The 17,438-nt window shown below is 27.5% G+C and carries 17 protein-coding genes; 7 read left to right on the top strand and 10 right to left on the bottom strand.

The genetic code is table 11. The features are described from left to right. From GFJ99_RS05125 to GFJ99_RS05100, 6 genes are all read right to left on the bottom strand, one after another. Positions 1-898 (bottom strand): SprB repeat-containing protein (locus GFJ99_RS05125; protein ID WP_153207804.1); only part of this gene is annotated, 898 nt, incomplete at its 3' end. A 10-nt stretch (positions 899-908) separates the two neighbouring features. After that, positions 909-1,427, bottom strand: a complete 519-nt coding sequence (locus GFJ99_RS05120; protein WP_153207803.1) for a hypothetical protein — start codon at positions 1,425-1,427, stop codon at positions 909-911. Positions 1,428-1,429: 2 nt separating this feature from the next. Continuing rightward, the gene (locus tag GFJ99_RS05115; protein WP_153207802.1) at positions 1,430-2,365 is read right to left on the bottom strand and encodes a methionyl-tRNA formyltransferase; all 936 of its coding nucleotides are present in this window, start codon (positions 2,363-2,365) and stop codon (positions 1,430-1,432) included. A gap of 15 nt (positions 2,366-2,380) precedes the next feature. After that, complete coding sequence (locus GFJ99_RS05110) at positions 2,381-3,535, bottom strand: ABC transporter substrate-binding protein (RefSeq protein ID WP_153207801.1); 1,155 nt, start codon at positions 3,533-3,535, stop codon at positions 2,381-2,383. Between the two features lie 35 nt (positions 3,536-3,570). Then, complete coding sequence (locus GFJ99_RS05105; RefSeq protein WP_153207800.1) at positions 3,571-4,104, bottom strand: phage tail protein; 534 nt, start codon at positions 4,102-4,104, stop codon at positions 3,571-3,573. Positions 4,105-4,122: 18 nt separating this feature from the next. Next, positions 4,123-4,680, bottom strand: a complete 558-nt coding sequence (locus tag GFJ99_RS05100) for a phage tail protein (protein WP_153207799.1) — start codon at positions 4,678-4,680, stop codon at positions 4,123-4,125. A 116-nt stretch (positions 4,681-4,796) separates the two neighbouring features. Between GFJ99_RS05100 and GFJ99_RS05095 the strand changes: the two genes are divergently transcribed. After that, complete coding sequence (locus GFJ99_RS05095; protein ID WP_153207798.1) at positions 4,797-5,309, top strand: hypothetical protein; 513 nt, start codon at positions 4,797-4,799, stop codon at positions 5,307-5,309. A 3-nt stretch (positions 5,310-5,312) separates the two neighbouring features. Next, positions 5,313-6,005, top strand: coding sequence for an aspartyl/asparaginyl beta-hydroxylase domain-containing protein (locus GFJ99_RS05090; RefSeq protein ID WP_153207797.1), 693 nt, complete (start codon positions 5,313-5,315; stop codon positions 6,003-6,005). A gap of 24 nt (positions 6,006-6,029) precedes the next feature. Here the strand turns inward: GFJ99_RS05090 and GFJ99_RS05085 are convergent, their stop codons facing one another. Then, positions 6,030-7,742, bottom strand: a complete 1,713-nt coding sequence (locus GFJ99_RS05085; protein WP_153207796.1) for a carbamoyltransferase C-terminal domain-containing protein — start codon at positions 7,740-7,742, stop codon at positions 6,030-6,032. Between the two features lie 521 nt (positions 7,743-8,263). Here GFJ99_RS05085 and GFJ99_RS05080 point away from each other — a divergent pair. From GFJ99_RS05080 to GFJ99_RS05060, 5 genes are all read left to right on the top strand, one after another. After that, complete coding sequence (locus tag GFJ99_RS05080) at positions 8,264-9,265, top strand: hypothetical protein (protein WP_153207795.1); 1,002 nt, start codon at positions 8,264-8,266, stop codon at positions 9,263-9,265. 189 nt (positions 9,266-9,454) lie between these two features. Beyond that, a complete protein-coding gene (locus GFJ99_RS05075; protein WP_153207794.1) occupies positions 9,455-10,042 on the top strand; it encodes an alpha-ketoglutarate-dependent dioxygenase AlkB in 588 nt (195 codons plus the stop codon). A 164-nt stretch (positions 10,043-10,206) separates the two neighbouring features. Beyond that, positions 10,207-11,784, top strand: coding sequence for a glycosyltransferase family 39 protein (locus GFJ99_RS05070; RefSeq protein ID WP_153207793.1), 1,578 nt, complete (start codon positions 10,207-10,209; stop codon positions 11,782-11,784). Then, positions 11,775-12,296, top strand: a complete 522-nt coding sequence (locus GFJ99_RS05065; protein ID WP_153207792.1) for a tetratricopeptide repeat protein — start codon at positions 11,775-11,777, stop codon at positions 12,294-12,296. The genes GFJ99_RS05070 and GFJ99_RS05065 overlap by 10 nt, the downstream gene beginning before the upstream one ends. A 34-nt stretch (positions 12,297-12,330) precedes the next feature. Continuing rightward, complete coding sequence (locus GFJ99_RS05060; protein WP_238990073.1) at positions 12,331-13,044, top strand: glycosyltransferase family 2 protein; 714 nt, start codon at positions 12,331-12,333, stop codon at positions 13,042-13,044. 156 nt (positions 13,045-13,200) lie between these two features. On the opposite strand, the gene GFJ99_RS05055 is transcribed toward GFJ99_RS05060, so the two are convergent. The 3 genes from GFJ99_RS05055 to murF form a co-directional block, all read right to left on the bottom strand. After that, positions 13,201-15,168 (bottom strand): tetratricopeptide repeat protein, encoded by a 1,968-nt coding sequence (locus tag GFJ99_RS05055; RefSeq protein WP_162523925.1) that lies wholly within the window; start codon positions 15,166-15,168, stop codon positions 13,201-13,203. Next, positions 15,146-15,865: a glycosyltransferase family 2 protein gene (locus GFJ99_RS05050; protein ID WP_153207789.1), complete on the bottom strand. Its 720-nt coding sequence runs from the start codon at positions 15,863-15,865 to the stop codon at positions 15,146-15,148. The genes GFJ99_RS05055 and GFJ99_RS05050 overlap by 23 nt, the downstream gene beginning before the upstream one ends. A 286-nt stretch (positions 15,866-16,151) precedes the next feature. After that, a complete protein-coding gene (gene murF / locus GFJ99_RS05045; protein WP_153207788.1) occupies positions 16,152-17,438 on the bottom strand; it encodes a UDP-N-acetylmuramoyl-tripeptide--D-alanyl-D-alanine ligase in 1,287 nt (428 codons plus the stop codon).

Below are 17,438 nucleotides of genomic sequence, written 5' to 3'. Positions count from 1 at the left end.
TTCCTGCGGTTAAGCCAGTAACAGATGTTGTTCCATCACCTGTTGGGTTACCTGGTGTCCAGTTATATGTATATGGTCCTATTCCTCCTGTTGCTGCGCTTACAGCAGCAGCTCCATTTGAGCCTCCAAAACAACTTACGTTTGTTTGTGATGAAGCTATTAATGAAACATTACACGCTTGTACTTCAAATAGTCTAAAATTATCAATTCCCCATTCTTCGTTATTTCCTTCAGAGAAAACACGTAAACGTAAACTCATTGTAGTCCCTGTACCAACAAGATTCTTTGTAAATTCTCCAAATACATTTGTTAATTGTGTGCCATCTCCACAACCATCATTGTTTGTGTCTTCAAATAGATATTTGTCTCCCGTTCCAGAAGCACTACCTCTGTTGTAAAAACTAATTAAATTTACAAACGCACCGCCATCAATACTATATTCAATAATAATATAATCTGTATTAGTAGTTCCTACACCACTAATACAAGCATTTTGATTGTCCCAAGGTTCATTTGTACTTGCAGCTGCAATTAAACCTTTAAAACTTAAATCTGATTTTCCAGAAATATTAATACCTGTCCATTCTATTTGAAGTTCATTTAAAGGATTACTTGCAGGTGTAGACCCTTCAGAAGGAAAGCCAGTTCCTGGGCCATTGTGATCTTCACCTGCCCAAAAAGAGTTCCCTTCTTTGCTAGTAAATGGTACTACTTGTGAAATAGTAGATCCATCAGTTAGTCTAAAGTAACTTGAAGTTGTTCCACCATTTACTTCAGGAATCCTAGTACCACTTGTGGGAGAAGTTTCAAAAGTATCACTCCAAAATTGAGTTTGGGCACTTACCTTTAAGCAGAAAGTACTAAAAAGTAAAAATATAAATGTAATTTTATAATTCATAATTGTGTTATTAAATTAATTCTTTTAATAAATGAAAGTTGAACTTTGAAATGATCTCATCAACTGATTTGGAGTTTTTAGGACAATAATCAGTGAAAAAATTAGGATTATAATCCCATTCACTACTATGCAAATTACAACCATTTTTAGTTAAATATAGGTAACCTTTATAATCCTTATAACCATCAGCGGTTATTTTGATTTCAAGTTTTTCAGAAATTTTACCAGAAGCGGTGAATCCTGAATTTATAGTATAAGAACCATTTTTTGATTCTAATTTTCTGTAAGTAGGAAAAAATCTGTTTCTTTTTACCGACACAATCATCTTAGCATCGGGAATTGGCTGAAGTGTCTCGAAATCTTTTATAAAACCACTAATCAAAATTTTTTCTATCGAAACTGCAAATGGTTTTAAGTCTATAGTATTAGATTCTTTTTGACTAATTGACGCAAAAACATTAGTTTCTGGTATAACTAAAGTTCCCATTGTGAAAATAACCGTGTTTCTAACGAATTGTCTTCTTCTCATAATTATATAAATTTTTTTCCTAAAATATTTTTTTGATAGTTGAATTGTTTAGCATTAATTATTCCATAATCAGTTTTTAATACCTCTATCAAAATTTGTTTGTCATCAGAACAAGCAACAGCAATATTTTTGTCTTCAGTTATTCTAAGAATTGTTCCTGGTGTTGTATTTTGATGCGATTGATTATAAATGGATGCAATAATTATTTTAATATGAGTTCCTTCAAAAGAAGTGTCGGCACCTATATTCCAGGGATTACATGAATTTACTAATGCTATTATTTCTTCAGAATCCATGCTTTTCCATTTAATACATGTATCGTTTAATTCTGGCTTTTCGTAATAATATGCATCCCTAAGATCTTGTTTAGAACTTGGTATTTCATTTGCATATTGAACCATATTAGCCATATTTAGTGCGATTTGTGCTGTGTAATTACTAAGTTTAATAGCTAATTTACCATAAGTATCATTTTTATCAATTTTAACAGGCTCTTCAAATATTATAGGACCTTCATCAAATTTTGAATTCATAAAATGAACACTAATTGCCGTAAGTTTATCTTGATTTTTAAGAACTTCAAAAATTGGCATCGCACCACGATAATAAGGTAAAGGACCGGGATGAAAATTTATAAACTTCTCCTTACCATATGATAGAACATCTTCAGGTATTAAAAAGGGAAAGTTTATTGAAAATATAAAATCTGGTTTCAAATTTTCAAGCCATGATTTCATTTCAGAAATACTATTCTTGTTTGGAAAAGATTTAAAATCTAAGTTATTATTTTCTGATTCCTTTTCTAATGCTTCAATGTATATACTAGAACTTTTTCCAATTCCAATTCCACATAAATAATGTTCAAAAGCAAGTAATTCAATCGCTTTGAAAGCAAATTTACCTCCACATAAAATTAGTATTTTTTTTTGAATACTCATAACACTACTATCTGTCTAAATACATACATAACTATTATACCATGTAGAAATTGAAGAATTAAGTTCTAATTCGCTCAATATTTCAAAATTTTGATTTGTATCTTTTATTTCTGAAACTATATTAACTTTAGACATACCATCTTCTTCATTAAGAATTATTTCTGCTAAATATAATGGTGCAATAGATGTGTTTGTTTTCGTATTAAAACTTACTTTTCCTCTTGGACCAACAAACTCAAATTTTAATAGATCTGAAATTGTCAAAGAAATATTGTTATCGTATTTATTTAAAAGTTCGAATAATTTTATTATAATTTGTACGCTTTCCCATGATAATAATGAAAATAAATTAGGAGTTCTTCCTTCTTTTTTAATTGCATTTATAAATACTTTGTTTTCTTCAGATTCTATGTTTTTAGACCATGTTGCTATACCTTTTATTTTACAATTTGGAAAAATTGCATTTTGTAACATTGTTTCTTCGAAACTAAAAGGAGATAAGTAAATTGTTGTTTCATTATTTGAAACCCAATCTTTAATTCCTGAAAAATACCATTGAACAAAATCTCCACTAAAAAGACTTAATAGTGCGCATTTTGGAAAATCTTCCAAATGTTTTTTTAATGGTTCCATAGTAAAATCATTTTCTCTATATCCCGTAGCGTGATTAAAACAAATCTTACCTCCAGATTGTTCAAAACTATTACACAAACTATAAGTTTGAAGATATCCACCGTCATAATATCCTGTAACCATTCCTGCTGAAAAATAACCATCTTCTATTGCTTGTTTTGAAGCAAGCCATGCACCAAGTGAATTTTGTAAAGAATGGTAAATAATATTTGGACAAGCAGGATATTCAGAAGGTAAATTTGCACCCGAATCTAAGACAATTAAAAATTTATTAGCTGCCAGAAAAAGTGGTCTAAGCAATTGTGCTGTTCGATGACCAATATAAGCAATAACTACTGTAACTTTTTCCTCTAACAATAATTTTTCAGCACCTCTGTAACATTGTTGCTTATCACCTCCAAATCCAATATTTTCAATAATAATTTTAACATCTTTTAATCCAAAATGATTTAACCCAGAGCGCAGGCCCTCGTACAAATCAAAACTAATTGTTTCATAATAAGTTGAACTAGGCAATAAAATTCCAATTTTTTGCATTTTATTAAATTTTAATTTATTGGGAAAGTGTCCAACTAGTTTCTACTTGGAAATAATCCATATATAGCAATCGAATAATTTAAAGTTAAGTATGGATTTTCTATTTGTATAGCTATTGATGATCCTGTATTGTCAGTTATTCCTGAAACTACAACCGGAGCTGCAGAATCATTTGTTGTACCAGCATATAAACCGGAAGAAGTATTAGCTAAGAAAGCATTTTCAGGACTATCTGTATCTGCTCCTCCACTATAAACAGGTATGTTTATAGAAATTCCAGATGCAGGATGATTATGATTAGGTAAGTTAGATGTTAATAAAGTAACAGATGTAGCTCCTGACATTTGACCCAAAGCATAGCTAGAGCCTGAACCAACTGGAACACGGCTTCTTAAATCAGGAAGACCAAAAGTTGTACTACCATTACCTCCATATGTTGTGCCTAACAAAGAAAATAATGCCGTATTTTGTGATATAGATAAAAGTTGACCACTGCATGCTGCAAAATCTCTTGGAGGAAAATTAAATCCGAATATTTTAATTTCACCTATAAATGGATCTGTTGCCATCTTTCTTGTTTTAAGTTATTAATTTCTACTTGGAAAAATCCCTAATAAAGCAATACAATAATTAACTACAAGATAAGGATTTTCTATATTGAAAGGAGTTGATGACCCTGCTATTCCTGTTGCGCCAGTAGCAGGCAATGCACTTCCATAGGTTTCACCTACAGTAGCAGCAGTAGAATACATGTCTACAGGAGCTTGAGCTAGATAATTACCTGTAGGTGAATTGGAATTACCAACACCATTAGCAACAGGAAGATGTGCAGTTATTCCATTCGCTGGATGATTGTGAGAAGGCAAGTTTGATGTTAGTAATGTTACTGATGCACTTCCTGCGCTTTGACCCATAGTATAATTAGCAAGACCAGGTCCTTGTCCTTGATTTTTCGCCACCCTTCCTCTTAAATCAGGAAGAGCAAAAGTTGTCCTGCCATCACCTCCATATGTAGTACCTAGCAATGAAAATAATGCCGTATTTTGTGATATAGCTAGAATTTGACCACTGCATGTTTGATAATTCCTTGGTGCAAAATTGAAACCAAAAATTTTAATTTCACCTATAAATGGATCTGTTGACATATTCTTATGTTTAACGTTTAAAACAAATTTATTAAAAAAAAATAAAAAAACATATTAATTTCTGAAAAAAATATAAAAAAATAAGATATTTGTTGCATTATTAATTCTTAATAATTATGTCTAATAAAAAAAACAACAACTCTGAAATAGAAAAAGTATTACTTTTTTTAAAAAATATTGGAATACAAATTATCGAAAAACAATTAGATTCAACCACTTTTTTGCCCGGTCTTGCATTAGGTTCAAATTGTATTTATGTAGATTTTGAAAAATTAGAAAATCCAGGCGATTTGCTTCATGAAGCAGGCCATTTGGCTGTTACCGACAGTAAAAGTAGAAAACAAATAGAAAGAAATCTTAATAATGGAAAATGGCCTACACAGGGTGAAGAAATTGCTGCAATATTATGGTCTTATGCGGCACTTACTTATCTAAACCTAGACCCCTCTTTTGTATTTCATTCTAATGGTTATAAAGGAAATTCAGAATGGTTCATTTCAAATTTTACCAATGCAAACTATATTGGCTTACCTTTTTTAGAATGGGCTGGATTAACATTAGGAGACATCAAAGCTAATTTAGAAAATAAAGAAGCTTTTCCGGTAATGCAAAAATGGATAAGAGATTAAATTATGGATAAATTAGTACGTTCAATTAAATTCCCATTTGTTTTTGATAAAGAACAATTAAAAATTGAAACCAATAAATTATTAAAAAATAAATGGATAGACCACTACAATACTAATGATTATAGTGGGAAATGGACTTCTATTGCACTAATGTCTAACGGCGGCTCTTCTACTAATATTAATGCTTTTTCATGCATTAAAGAGGATTTTATAGCCAGCGATGTTTTAGATTATTGTAATTATATTAAAGAAATTATTGATAGTTTTTTATTTCAAAAAACAGCTGTTCGATTATTAAATCTTGGTGCAGGAGCAGAAATTAAACCACATACAGATCATTGTTTAGGTTATGAAGATGGTGCATTTCGATTACATATTCCAATAATTACGAATTCAGATGTTATCTTTATTTTAGATAACAAAAGGTTAATTATGAACGAAGGTGAGTGTTGGTATTTAAATGCTAATTTTTTGCACTCTGTAAAAAATGGAGGACAAACTGATCGTATACATCTTGTTATTGATGGAATTAGAAATGATTGGACAGATAATATCTTTCTTAAAGAAGCTAAAATTAATCAGTTTACTAAGCCCATTCCTATTATTACTGAAAATCAAAAAAAACTTATAATTTCTGAATTAGAGAGAATGATTTTACCAATAGCAAAAGAATTAATCAATAATTTAAAAAAATAATTCTTTTACACCCGAACAAACAAATTAAAAAACAATAGTTTGTTTTTCGATTACCGTATTTTCTATAACTAATATATCTAGGGCTGTTTCTTTAAATAATTCAATGGCTTCAAATGGCGTCTCAACTATAGGCATTCCTTTTTTATTAAAACTAGTATTAAGTAATACTGCAATGCCACTATATTTGTAGAATTCAGCAATTAATTTTGAGAATTTTGAATTCCATTTGTCATTTACAGTTTGAACTCGAGCTGAGCCATCACAATGTGTAACATTAACAAGTTGTTTTGTATATTTAGAGCGAGTTTTATCAACTAATATCATGTAAGGACTTTCTCTGCCAACTTCAAAGTAATCATTAACTTTATCATTTAAAACTGCGGGAGCAAAAGGACGAAAATCTTCTCTGAATTTTATATTATTATTAATATGATTTTTCATGTTTTCAATGCCGGGATGCGCAAGTATACTTCTCCTGCCAAGAGATCTGGGACCAAATTCACAACCCGACTGAAACCATGCTACAGTTTTTCCACTATTTAATTTTTCGGCACAATACTTAATTAATTCTTGTTCATTAAAATACATCTTTTTTTTTAAATCTTTATTCCTTTCACTGTTTACTACTTCATCTATTTCTTCTTGAATGTATTTCCTTCCAAAACAAGTATTTCCATCATGTGGTAATTTTGGCATTTTCAAATATGATATCCAACCATAAAATGCACAACCTATAGCTAAACCATTATCACCTGCTGCAGGTTCGAAAAAAATATTGTGATTGGGTAATGAATCTTGCAATTTTGAATTTGCAACTGCATTAAGTGCTACACCTCCACTATAGCATAAATTTTTATGTGGGAATTTTTTTAATCGAAAATTTATACAACTTAACACTGCTTTTTCTACCTGTTCTTGAGCCCATTTGGCTACATCGGCATAATAAGAGAAATGCTCCATAAAATAATCGTAGCCTTTTGATGGATTGGTAAAATTATTTTTCCATTCATCTTTTACAAACAAACATTCAGAAACAAACTCAAAAGCTTCAAAATTAAATTTATTAGATTTGCCATAAGGAGCAAGTCCCATCAATTTACCAACGTCTTCAATATCTCCAAAGATATACTTACTAATAGCAGCATAAAATCCTCCAATAGAATGCTTTGTTGTAGGCATTTCTATATATTCATTTGTTAATTCCTCCATTTTGCTAAAATCTTTAAAAAGTGGATTTAATTTGTTGTCATAAAAATGATAAAAACTATCTTTTTCACACAGCATTTGAGTTTCATTAATAAAAATTGAATCAATATTTGAAAGTTGATCTGGGTGTAATTCTAAGTATTGATTTAATGGACTTCCACAGCCGTCAATAACAATAACTGCACACTCAGAAAAAGGAGAGATTCCTACAGCACTATAAGCATGTGCAATATGATGTGAAATTGTAATTATTTTAATATTATTCTCTTCAGAAAAAATTCTTTTCCCTTTAAATCGTTCTCTATTTGGAATGTCAAAATTTGCACTTTGTACAACTAAACTAACATCTTTTAATTCAATTCCTTCCGCTTCTAAACAGTATTGTATAGCTAATGTATCATTGCCTCCATCATGCTTAATTCTACTTAAACGTTCTTTTTCAACAGCAACACATATATGACCATCTTTCAATAATACTGCAGAACCGTTGTGAGATAGTCCTGTGCCAATTATATATATAGGTTTTTTCATCTTTTATAGTATGTAGCCACCATGTTTTAAAAAGACTTTTTTGCTTTCTTAATTTTCTTAATTAAATTGAGGTGCTATTATTAATGTCTAATGGCTTTTTTAAATGATTCATATAAAATATTTAAAAATAGACTATTTAATTTTAGTAAATAAATCAAAAATAACTTTGAATAATGTAAATATATTGGTAATTTTATAATCTTCCAATTTATTTTAAAAAATAAAATTTCCAAAACTATACTTTTAAAATCTGATTTACTATCTTTTATTAATTGATTTGAAAATAATTTTGAAATAAATAAAACTAATTTAATTGCTATGTTGGTTTTATAATAAAGTAGATGAAAAAGAATAAAAAAAACTCATCTAAACATAATAAATTAAAAGAAATTATTTACGATTCCGTTTAGAAAATTATAAACTATTTTTTTTATAATTTCGAAAACAATAATCAATATAGTTTACTTTCAAATTTTATAAAAGATGAATTTTCCTAAAAAAATATAAATAGAATTCAATAAATGGATAAACAAACAGAATTAATTCGTGTAACTTCAGAATATTTTGAGGATAATATTGATTATTTAAAATTAATAAATGCATCAAAAGAATATAAGAATCTTTTAAATAGAATAAGTGGCCAAGAGTTGGATACTGAAAATGGACGCAGTGATATTTTTTTTGATAATGGTAAAGCATTAGGTGCTTTATGGGCAGCAAATTGCATTGACGATATAATCAGGACGAGACAGTTTATTAGAGGAATAAACCAAGCTATAATAGAAAAACTAAATGAAAAAGAATCAATTCATGTTCTCTATGCAGGTACTGGGCCTTTTGCAACATTATTACTTCCAATAATTCTTAGATATCCTAAACGAAAAATTAAATATACGTTAATAGAAGTAAATCCTTTAACCTTTGAAATTTTACAAACTGTAATATCAGAATTGTGTTTGGAACACTACGATATACAGATGTTAAACGAAGATGCTACAAAATACCAATTGACTGATGAAATACCGGATATTATCATCAGTGAAACGATGCAAAATGCTTTAGCAAAAGAACAACAATTTTCAATATTTTTAAATTTGATGCAACAAGCAAATTTAAATTCGATTTTTATTCCTGAAAAAATTGAAATATTTTTAGGACTAAAAAAATTAGAAATTTCATCTGAAGAATTGCAAATAAAAAATTTCCAGAAAGAAAAAAAAATATTTGAACTCAGCAAACAATCTTTTTTTACTGATCTCAAAATAGAAAATCATTCAACAAAAGGAGCCGTATTCTCTCAAAAGGAAACTGTAATCTCAAAAGAAAAACTTAAAGAATGTAGTCAACTTGTTATTCTTACTGAGATACAAGTGTTTAAAGATGAAAAAATCAGAATAAATGAGAGCGGCTTGACTGTTCCATTAATAATCAAAGAAATTTCTGATAATTTAAAAGATTCAATTATTATTAAAACTCGATATAAAGTTAGTAATGAACCAAAACTTGAATATGAAATATTTTGATATAATTGTACATTATTGCTTTTATCTATTTTTTAGGTAAAACATAAAAAGTTTTTAAGTTAAAATTATAAAAGTGTAACTTTTAAATTAAAGTTAATTCAATTTTTTAAATATATTTAAGAACTAATTGAAGATTAATACCGTAATTCATTAGAAATAAACTTTAAATACTATTAAATAAAATTACAGATGGAACTACCTTTAAATTGTACTGCTAATTATATAAGTGATTTTTTAAATAATGAAGAAGCTAAAGAAATTTATTCCATATTGATTAATAAGTACAAATTAGATCAATCTCGTTTAATTATTCAAGCTGGAGGTAAATTGATTAAAACCGATAGTTTTAAAATTTTATTTGCATCTGAAAATCTAATCAAGCAAAATAGTCACCCAGAAGAAATTCACGGAAAATGCTTTAAATGGGATGGACCAATGAATAAATTAAAAGAAAAAGTTGAACGCTTTTTAAATAAAGAATTTGAACTTGCTATGTGTCTTTATTATCCTGATGGAAATTATTTCGCTCCATATCATAGTGATCAAGAAACATCAGGTTATAACACGATTTTACCTTCTATAAGTTTAGGAGAAGAACGAGAGTTTAGCTTTAAAGATAAAATAAATAATAAAGTATATAACTTAGATTTAGCAGATGGCAGTTTGCTTATTATGGGAGCTTATTGTCAAACAAAATATTCTCATAGTTTACTTAGAAATTCCAAATATAAAAATGGAAGAATAAATATCACTTTTCGAGAACCGAACTTTCAATAATCGAGAAACGAGGAACGCCTTAATTAATTATTTACCATACAAAAACACATAATAAACCAACTATGTTTCTTTAATAATTATTTCCAATAATTTTATAAAATATTTTTTAAGTAAGATTATAAGTATTCTTTAAAAAAAATATCTTTGAAATAAATACAATAACTATGATTAACTACTGGAAATCAAACCGCATACCTGTTTTATTAATTTTATTGGTCAGTTATGCACTAAATTGGAATACAATTTACAACGAATATGCATTAGATGACAATATTATTATTATTCAAAATTTAAATGTACAAGAGGGAATATCTGGAATTCCAGCAATTATGAGTACCGATGCATTTCAAGGGTATTTAGATATGACTGGAGCAGAAATACCTTTATCTGGGGGAAGATATAGACCCCTGTCTATAGTTACTTTTGCAATAGAGCAATCAATTTTTGGTAAAACTTTATCTAATGATTATAGGGCAGCTTCTGATTCTCTGAAGCAAATGCAAAATGACCCAACTAAACCAAATAACATTATATCAAAACAGCTTATAAGAGTTGATAAGATTAAAGAATCTATTTATGAGTCAAATAAAAGCATAGCATCAGTTAGACACTTTGTACAATTGTTTTTTTATGCAATTTGTTTAATCAGCATACATTTGTTACTAATTACATTTTTTTTCAAAGAAAGACGTTTTTTAGCTTTACTTACAGTCATGATTTTTGCAGTTCTTCCAGTTCATACTGAGGTAGTAGCAAATATTAAGAGCCGTGACGAAATTATGTCTCTTTTATTTATTGTCTTGACACTCTATTTTAGTTTTAAGTTTGCTTTAGATAATAAAAGGTCTGATTTGTTTAAAATGTTATTATTCTTCATTTTAGCATTATTGTCAAAAGAATACGCAATAATTTTACCTATTATTATTGTTATAGGCTGGTTAACAGTTTTAAAAATTCCTTTTTCAAAAGTTTTCAATAAGGGGTTTTGGTTATTAGGTGTTGTTCTAATAGGATTTATTTTTATTCGATTCAAATTAACCACTAACATTTCGGTTAGAGGATTTATAGATGTATTAAATTATCCTTATTTATATGCAAGTGCAGAAGAAACTTTTGCAACAAAAACAGCAATTATATTAGAATACATAAGAGTTTTAATATTCCCTTTATATTTATCTTCTGATTACTCTTTTAGTCATTTTGATTATATACATATTTCAAATTGGAAATTCATTTTTGGTGCAACCATATATTTATTAATGTTAACTGGATTAGTTTATTGGTACAAAAAGCGTTCTACATTAGCTTTTCCTCTTTTTATTTTTGTAGGATTTTTACTTTTAATTAATAATTTCTTTTTTAATTTAGGTGCTACAATGGGAGAACGATTGATTTTTCATTCTTCTTTTGGATTCTGTTTATTTATAGCATTAGTCATCGAAATACTGTACGTAAAAAATAAAATTTCTCATAAAAAGCTAAATAGTATAGTTTTTTCTATTTCAGGAATCGTGTTATGTTTATTTGCAATTAAAACTTTCCAAAGAAATAGTGATTGGAAATCAGATTACACTCTTTCAATTGCTGATGTTAAAACCATAGAAAAAAGTGCACTTTTAAATAATAATGCTGGTACCGAAATATATAATAGAGCTTATGCAAACAATATTTTGAATAATACAAAAAAGAACTTTGATAGCATTGGATTTAATAATGAGTTAAAAAAGCTATTATGTATTTAAGTAAGGCAATTACAATTCATCCCAACTATATTGTTGCTTTTGAGAATCGTGGTTTATGTTACTTTAGATTAAATTTATTAAAACAAGCTGGAGATGATTGGGTGAAAGCAGCTGAATTATTGGATGGGTCAAATAATTTCTTAAAAAGAAATTCATATGTTTTTTATAATCAGGGCTTAAATTTTGGAGCAAAAAAACAATATGAAAGATCAGTTTATCCATTATTTGTAGCTTCTAAAATGAATTCTAATGATGCTAAAGTATGGAATGATTTAGCAGGAGCATATTTCATGACGGCACAATTTAATTTAAGTTTTGATGCATTTTCAAAGTGTTTAGTTTTACAACCAGATAACCAAAACGCATTAGGAGGCATGAATGCTGCTGGAGCTATCTATAAATTAGAAGAAAAATATTTAAAAGATTCGACAAATCTACAAGTTAAGAATGAATTAGCTTTAGCATATTTAAGTTGTGGTGTAGAAAAAAAATTTTTCCGAATTAAGTTATAGAATTATGATTAATAATAAAAAAATAATTGTTGTAATGCCAGCATATAATGCCGAAAAAACGCTTCAGCAAACCTATAATGAAATCCCATTTACGATTGTAGATCAAGTAATTTTAGTGGATGATTTTTCTACTGATAACACGGCTGAAATTGCTAGAGAATTAGGAATTGAGATAGTAATCAAACATGAGAAAAATAAAGGTTATGGGGGAAATCAAAAAACTTGTTATGATATTGCATTAGCTCAAGGTGCTGATATTGTTGTTATGCTTCATCCTGATTATCAATATACACCTTTATTATTGGAGGCAATGAGTTACCCTATTGCAAATGGCTTATTTGATGTAATGATGGGGTCAAGAATTTTAGGAAAAGGGGCTTTGAAAGGTGGTATGCCATTGTATAAATACATTGCAAATCGTTTTTTGACCTTATTTCAAAATATCTTAATAGGCCAAAAATTAAGTGAATACCATTCTGGATACCGTGCTTATAGTAAGAAAGCTTTGGAAGAGATTCCTTATCATAAAAATTCAGATGATTTTATATTTGATAATGAATTGTTAGCACAAATGACATATGCAAATTTTGCTATTGGCGAAATCACGTGCCCAACAAAATACTTTTCTGAAGCAAGTAGTATCAACTTTAAGCGTAGTGTTAAATATGGATTAGGAGTTATAAGAGTTTCTTTTGCATTTCGTTTGCAGAAATTAGGACTTTGGAAATTCGGTATATATCAAATTTAAATATTTAACCAATTAATTTCATTTTTAGCTAGTTAAACATTTTAAATTAAATTTTCAATCAAATTTTATAATTAACTTAATACAGTTAGTTTTATTCAAAATAGCTGTAATTTCTAAATTTGAAACTTTGATAGACTATTTGTATGTTTTTACAAATTAATTTTTAATAAATTCTGAATAATAGTAATTTGCTTTTTCTGTATTTCCAATTTGTTGATATATCATAACTAAAAATTTTAATGTGTTTTTATCATTTGGATTTAACGCATTTGCTTTTTCAAACGCATTTATAGCTTTGTTAAAATTTCCTGAGGCAGCTAAAGCATTTCCTAAATTTAGCCATAACTCAACAGAATTAGAATTTTTATTAATACCTTCTTTAAAAACTGCTATTGATTTATCATAATCCTTTTTATTAAATAAAGCCACTCCAAAATAATTATATGTATTTTCTTGACTATAATTGTTATCAATTAGCATTTTATAAATATTAATAGCTTCATTTAAATCGTTGTTTCTAAAATACGCATCTGCTAAATTAGATTGTAAGGCATAATCATTCTTGTTCAATCCTAAAGCACGTTTTGTATAATATATAGACATTTTGTAGTCTTTTAACTTATAATAACAAACACCTAAATTTATTAAAGTACCTTTATCATTATTATCAATTGAAAGTACCTTTTTATATGCATCAATAACAAAAGGTAACTGTTTTTTTTGGAGTTCGGTATCAGATGATAATTGATTAAAAAATACAGTCGCATGATTAAAATTAACACGTGCACTATTTGGAGCATTAGATAAATCCTCATTAAACAAAGTGTCATTCGATTTCCAAACTTTATTTCTATTAAATGTATTAAATGAAAATAATAAAGCTATGAAAGATAAAAAATAAATTGATGGGTGATAAAATTTTTCTACTTCACTAATATTTGAAAAATAAAATAGCATAAAAACAACAGCAATAATAATTCCTAAAACAGGAGAATATAATAGCCTGTCTCCCATTGTAGTGCCTATTAAAAAAACAATATTGCTTGCAATAAAAATTGTAATTAAAAAAAATAGTATCCCAAAACTAACAATTTTATTTCTTGTTCTAAAAAAATAAAATAAATAGAGTAAAATTCCAAATAGCAACATGCTAAATATAAATGAATAAGAATCTATTGATGTGCAAGGAAATTGATTAAAAGAATAATCATAACTCAAATTATTAGGATAAATAGAGTTTATAATATATCTCGTCAATATTGAAAATCCAGTTGCTATTTTAGATGAAATAACATCACAGCCAAAAAGAGAATTATCTAGATATGTATATTGAATTCTTTTATATGGAGAATTCAAAATTATATAATTATGTAAAATAATCCAAAAAACACTCACACTTATAATCGGAATAGTTTTTAAAAAAAATGTTTTTCTATACTTAAACCAAAATAGAAATAATAGAATTGGTAAAAATAAAATTCCTGCTTCTTTGGATAATAAACAAAATAGATATGATATTATACCTAAAATTTGATATTGCTTTTTTTCTTTTATAAAAAGAAAATATATGCTACTAATAAAAAACAGAAAACAAAAAATCTCGTCTCTACTCTTAATGTTCGCAACCACTTCTGTATGAATGGGGTGAACGGTAAATAATAATACAATGAAAAAAGTTATCCAAATAGAATAGTCTTTTAAATAATATGACAATGTTTTAAATAAAAGTATAATACTTAAACTATAATAAAAAACATTAAAAAAATGATGTATGCTCGGATTGTTTGGTAATAATTGCCATTCAATTGCAAAAAAAACTAATGACATAGGTCTATATAAACCAGCATTTAAGTCCCAATATCCTTGCCAATAAAAAGTCGAGAATAGTTCTGAAATACCAGCAAAACCTTTTTTTACAAATCTATTTTGTTCAATTACTGCTATATCATCAAGAACAAATCCATGATTTAAAGTATTAACATATATTAAAAATGATATAATGCCTAAAAACCAAAGCATTTTTTTTGTAATAACGTTGTTGTCTTTATAAGATATTGTATTACTATTTGAAATATTTTTCTTGTTCTTCTTATTCATAACATCAGCTTGCTTTAAAAAGGCCATATTTAAAAATGCAGTAAATTGCATAAATACCGTCTTTCCATCCTATTTTCTTACCATCAGCATAAGTTCTTCCATAATAAGAAATCCCTACTTCATATATTCTTATATTTTGAAGCCTAACAATTTTTGCAGTAACTTCTGGTTCAAAACCAAATTTTTTTTCTTTTAAAGTAACGTTTTTAATTACTGATGAAGTAAACATTTTATAGCAAGTTTCCATATCTGTCAAATTAAGATTAGTCATCATATTTGATAAAAATGTTAGAAATTTATTTCCAATGGTATGCCAAAAAAATAAAATTCGATGTGGTTTGCTCCCAATAAATCTTGAGCCATAAACAACATCTGCAAATCCATCTAATATTGGTTTTAATAAAATATTATACTCTTGAGGGTCATATTCTAAATCAGCATCTTGAATTATAATAATATCCCCAGTAGCATTCTCAATTCCAATATGGATGGATGCTCCTTTTCCAATGTTTTTTTCATTTTCGAAATATTTCACACTAAGTTCCGGGTGTTTCGCAATAAATTTTTTTATAAATTTTTTGGAATCATCTGTTGAGCAATCATTTATTATTAAAATCTCTTTGTTAATATTTTGTAGTAAATTTATATTCTTAATTTTTAACAGTAATTGAATAATTGTTTTTTCTTCATTATAACAAGGTATTATAATAGAAAGTTTTTTCATAAATTTAAGATTAAAATTTTAACGAAAATAATTAAAATTAAGCTAATTATTTAAAAATTGTGTTTTTTTCAAAGAAAATTATTTTAATAAAAGTAGTTGATTTGAAGTTAATTCAATATCACATTGTAAATAATACAAAATCAAAAAACAGCTAATAAATTTAGTACTTGTTTTTTTTATTCAATTTTTTCAAGAAATAATTCCAAAAAATCTAATGTTTGATTTGAAGTTAAATCAATATCGCCCACAAAAATTAAATCCTACAGAAATGTAGGATTTTTTTATTTTAAATTATTTGTAGTGTTTTTTCTAAAGCCATCCCTCTTGAGCCTTTAATTAATAACAAGCTGTTGGTTGGTGGGTTGTTTTTTAAAAAATCTGATAAAATTTCAAAATTTTCAAAAAATTTCAAATGAGAATGATTTACTTTATTTGCGTAAAAATCTTTACCAATAAAATAAGTTGTTATTTTATTTTCATTCACCAATAATTCTATAATTTTTTTGTGTTCTGAAAGGCTTTCTTCTCCTAGTTCAAACATATCGCCAAGAATTGCAATTTTTGAACTGTCTTCTAATTGGATGAAGTTGGTTATAGCTGCTTGCATGCTGCTTGGATTTGCATTGTATGCGTCTAAAATAATCTTATTCCCATTTTTTTCAATTAATTGTGATCGATTGTTTTCGGGAATGTAATTTTCAATTGCCTCCTTTATTAATTTATCTGAAATTTTAAAATAATGACCAATTGTAATCGCAGCATTAATATTGTTTGCATTGTAAATTCCTATTAAATGAGAATTAATGGTTTCGTCATTAAATGAAATTTGGACCATCGGATTTGCTACAACTTTAGAAATCGTAACATCTGCTTCAGTTTCATTTATTGAAAAACTGTATGTGGTAAGGTTATTTGATTTTTCTTTTTGTAATGGATCGTCTGCGTTTATGAAAACTGTTTTGTTGTTGTTTTTTATATAGTTGTATAGTTCACTTTTTCCTTTAATAACTCCTTCAACTCCACCAAAGCCTTCCAAATGCGCTTTTCCAAAATTAGTTATATATCCAAAATCAGGTTGTGCAATTTCACATAAGAATTCAATTTCTTTTTGATGATTTGCACCCATTTCTACAATTCCAATTTCTGTATCTTTTGTGAATCGTAATAAAGTTAATGGAACACCAATATGATTGTTTAAATTACCAATTGTTGCTAGTGTATTATATTTTTTTAATAATACGGCATGAATGAGTTCTTTTGTGGTGGTTTTACCGTTACTTCCTGTTAATCCAATTATTGTAAGTCCTAAATGTTTTCTATGAAACTTTGCTAATTCTTGTAATGCTATAAGTGAATCTTCTACTAAAAGAGTTCTTTCATCTATGTAGAAGTTAGAATTGTCAATTACAACATATTTAGCGCCTTTTTCAAGTGCTTCTTTAGAAAATGTATTGGCATCAAAATTATCTCCCTTTAGCGCTACAAAAAGGCTGTTTTTTTCTATTTTTCTAGTATCTGTTGAAACACTTGAACAATTTAAAAATAATGTATGTAAAGTTTCTATTGATGTCAT

It is taken from the genome of Flavobacterium sp. LMO6 (genome assembly GCF_009495795.1).
GTDB lineage: Bacteria > Bacteroidota > Bacteroidia > Flavobacteriales > Flavobacteriaceae > Flavobacterium.
This window is presented reverse-complemented; position numbering and strand designations above follow the sequence as displayed.

Bases quoted from the DNA above. Each gene is read 5' to 3' on its own strand.
- GFJ99_RS05120 (WP_153207803.1), bottom strand. From the start codon at position 1,427: ATGAGAAGAAGACAATTCGTTAGAAACACGGTTATTTTCACAATGGGA.
- GFJ99_RS05115 (WP_153207802.1), bottom strand. From the start codon at position 2,365: ATGAGTATTCAAAAAAAAATACTAATTTTATGTGGAGGTAAATTTGCT.
- GFJ99_RS05110 (WP_153207801.1), bottom strand. From the start codon at position 3,535: ATGCAAAAAATTGGAATTTTATTGCCTAGTTCAACTTATTATGAAACA.
- GFJ99_RS05105 (WP_153207800.1), bottom strand. From the start codon at position 4,104: ATGGCAACAGATCCATTTATAGGTGAAATTAAAATATTCGGATTTAAT.
- GFJ99_RS05100 (WP_153207799.1), bottom strand. From the start codon at position 4,680: ATGTCAACAGATCCATTTATAGGTGAAATTAAAATTTTTGGTTTCAAT.
- GFJ99_RS05095 (WP_153207798.1), top strand. From the start codon at position 4,797: ATGTCTAATAAAAAAAACAACAACTCTGAAATAGAAAAAGTATTACTT.
- GFJ99_RS05090 (WP_153207797.1), top strand. From the start codon at position 5,313: ATGGATAAATTAGTACGTTCAATTAAATTCCCATTTGTTTTTGATAAA.
- GFJ99_RS05085 (WP_153207796.1), bottom strand. From the start codon at position 7,742: ATGAAAAAACCTATATATATAATTGGCACAGGACTATCTCACAACGGT.
- GFJ99_RS05080 (WP_153207795.1), top strand. From the start codon at position 8,264: ATGGATAAACAAACAGAATTAATTCGTGTAACTTCAGAATATTTTGAG.
- GFJ99_RS05075 (WP_153207794.1), top strand. From the start codon at position 9,455: ATGGAACTACCTTTAAATTGTACTGCTAATTATATAAGTGATTTTTTA.
- GFJ99_RS05070 (WP_153207793.1), top strand. From the start codon at position 10,207: ATGATTAACTACTGGAAATCAAACCGCATACCTGTTTTATTAATTTTA.
- GFJ99_RS05065 (WP_153207792.1), top strand. From the start codon at position 11,775: ATGTATTTAAGTAAGGCAATTACAATTCATCCCAACTATATTGTTGCT.
- GFJ99_RS05060 (WP_238990073.1), top strand. From the start codon at position 12,331: ATGCCAGCATATAATGCCGAAAAAACGCTTCAGCAAACCTATAATGAA.
- GFJ99_RS05055 (WP_162523925.1), bottom strand. From the start codon at position 15,168: ATGGCCTTTTTAAAGCAAGCTGATGTTATGAATAAGAAGAACAAGAAA.
- GFJ99_RS05050 (WP_153207789.1), bottom strand. From the start codon at position 15,865: ATGAAAAAACTTTCTATTATAATACCTTGTTATAATGAAGAAAAAACA.
- murF (WP_153207788.1), bottom strand. From the start codon at position 17,438: ATGACATCAATAGAAACTTTACATACATTATTTTTAAATTGTTCAAGT.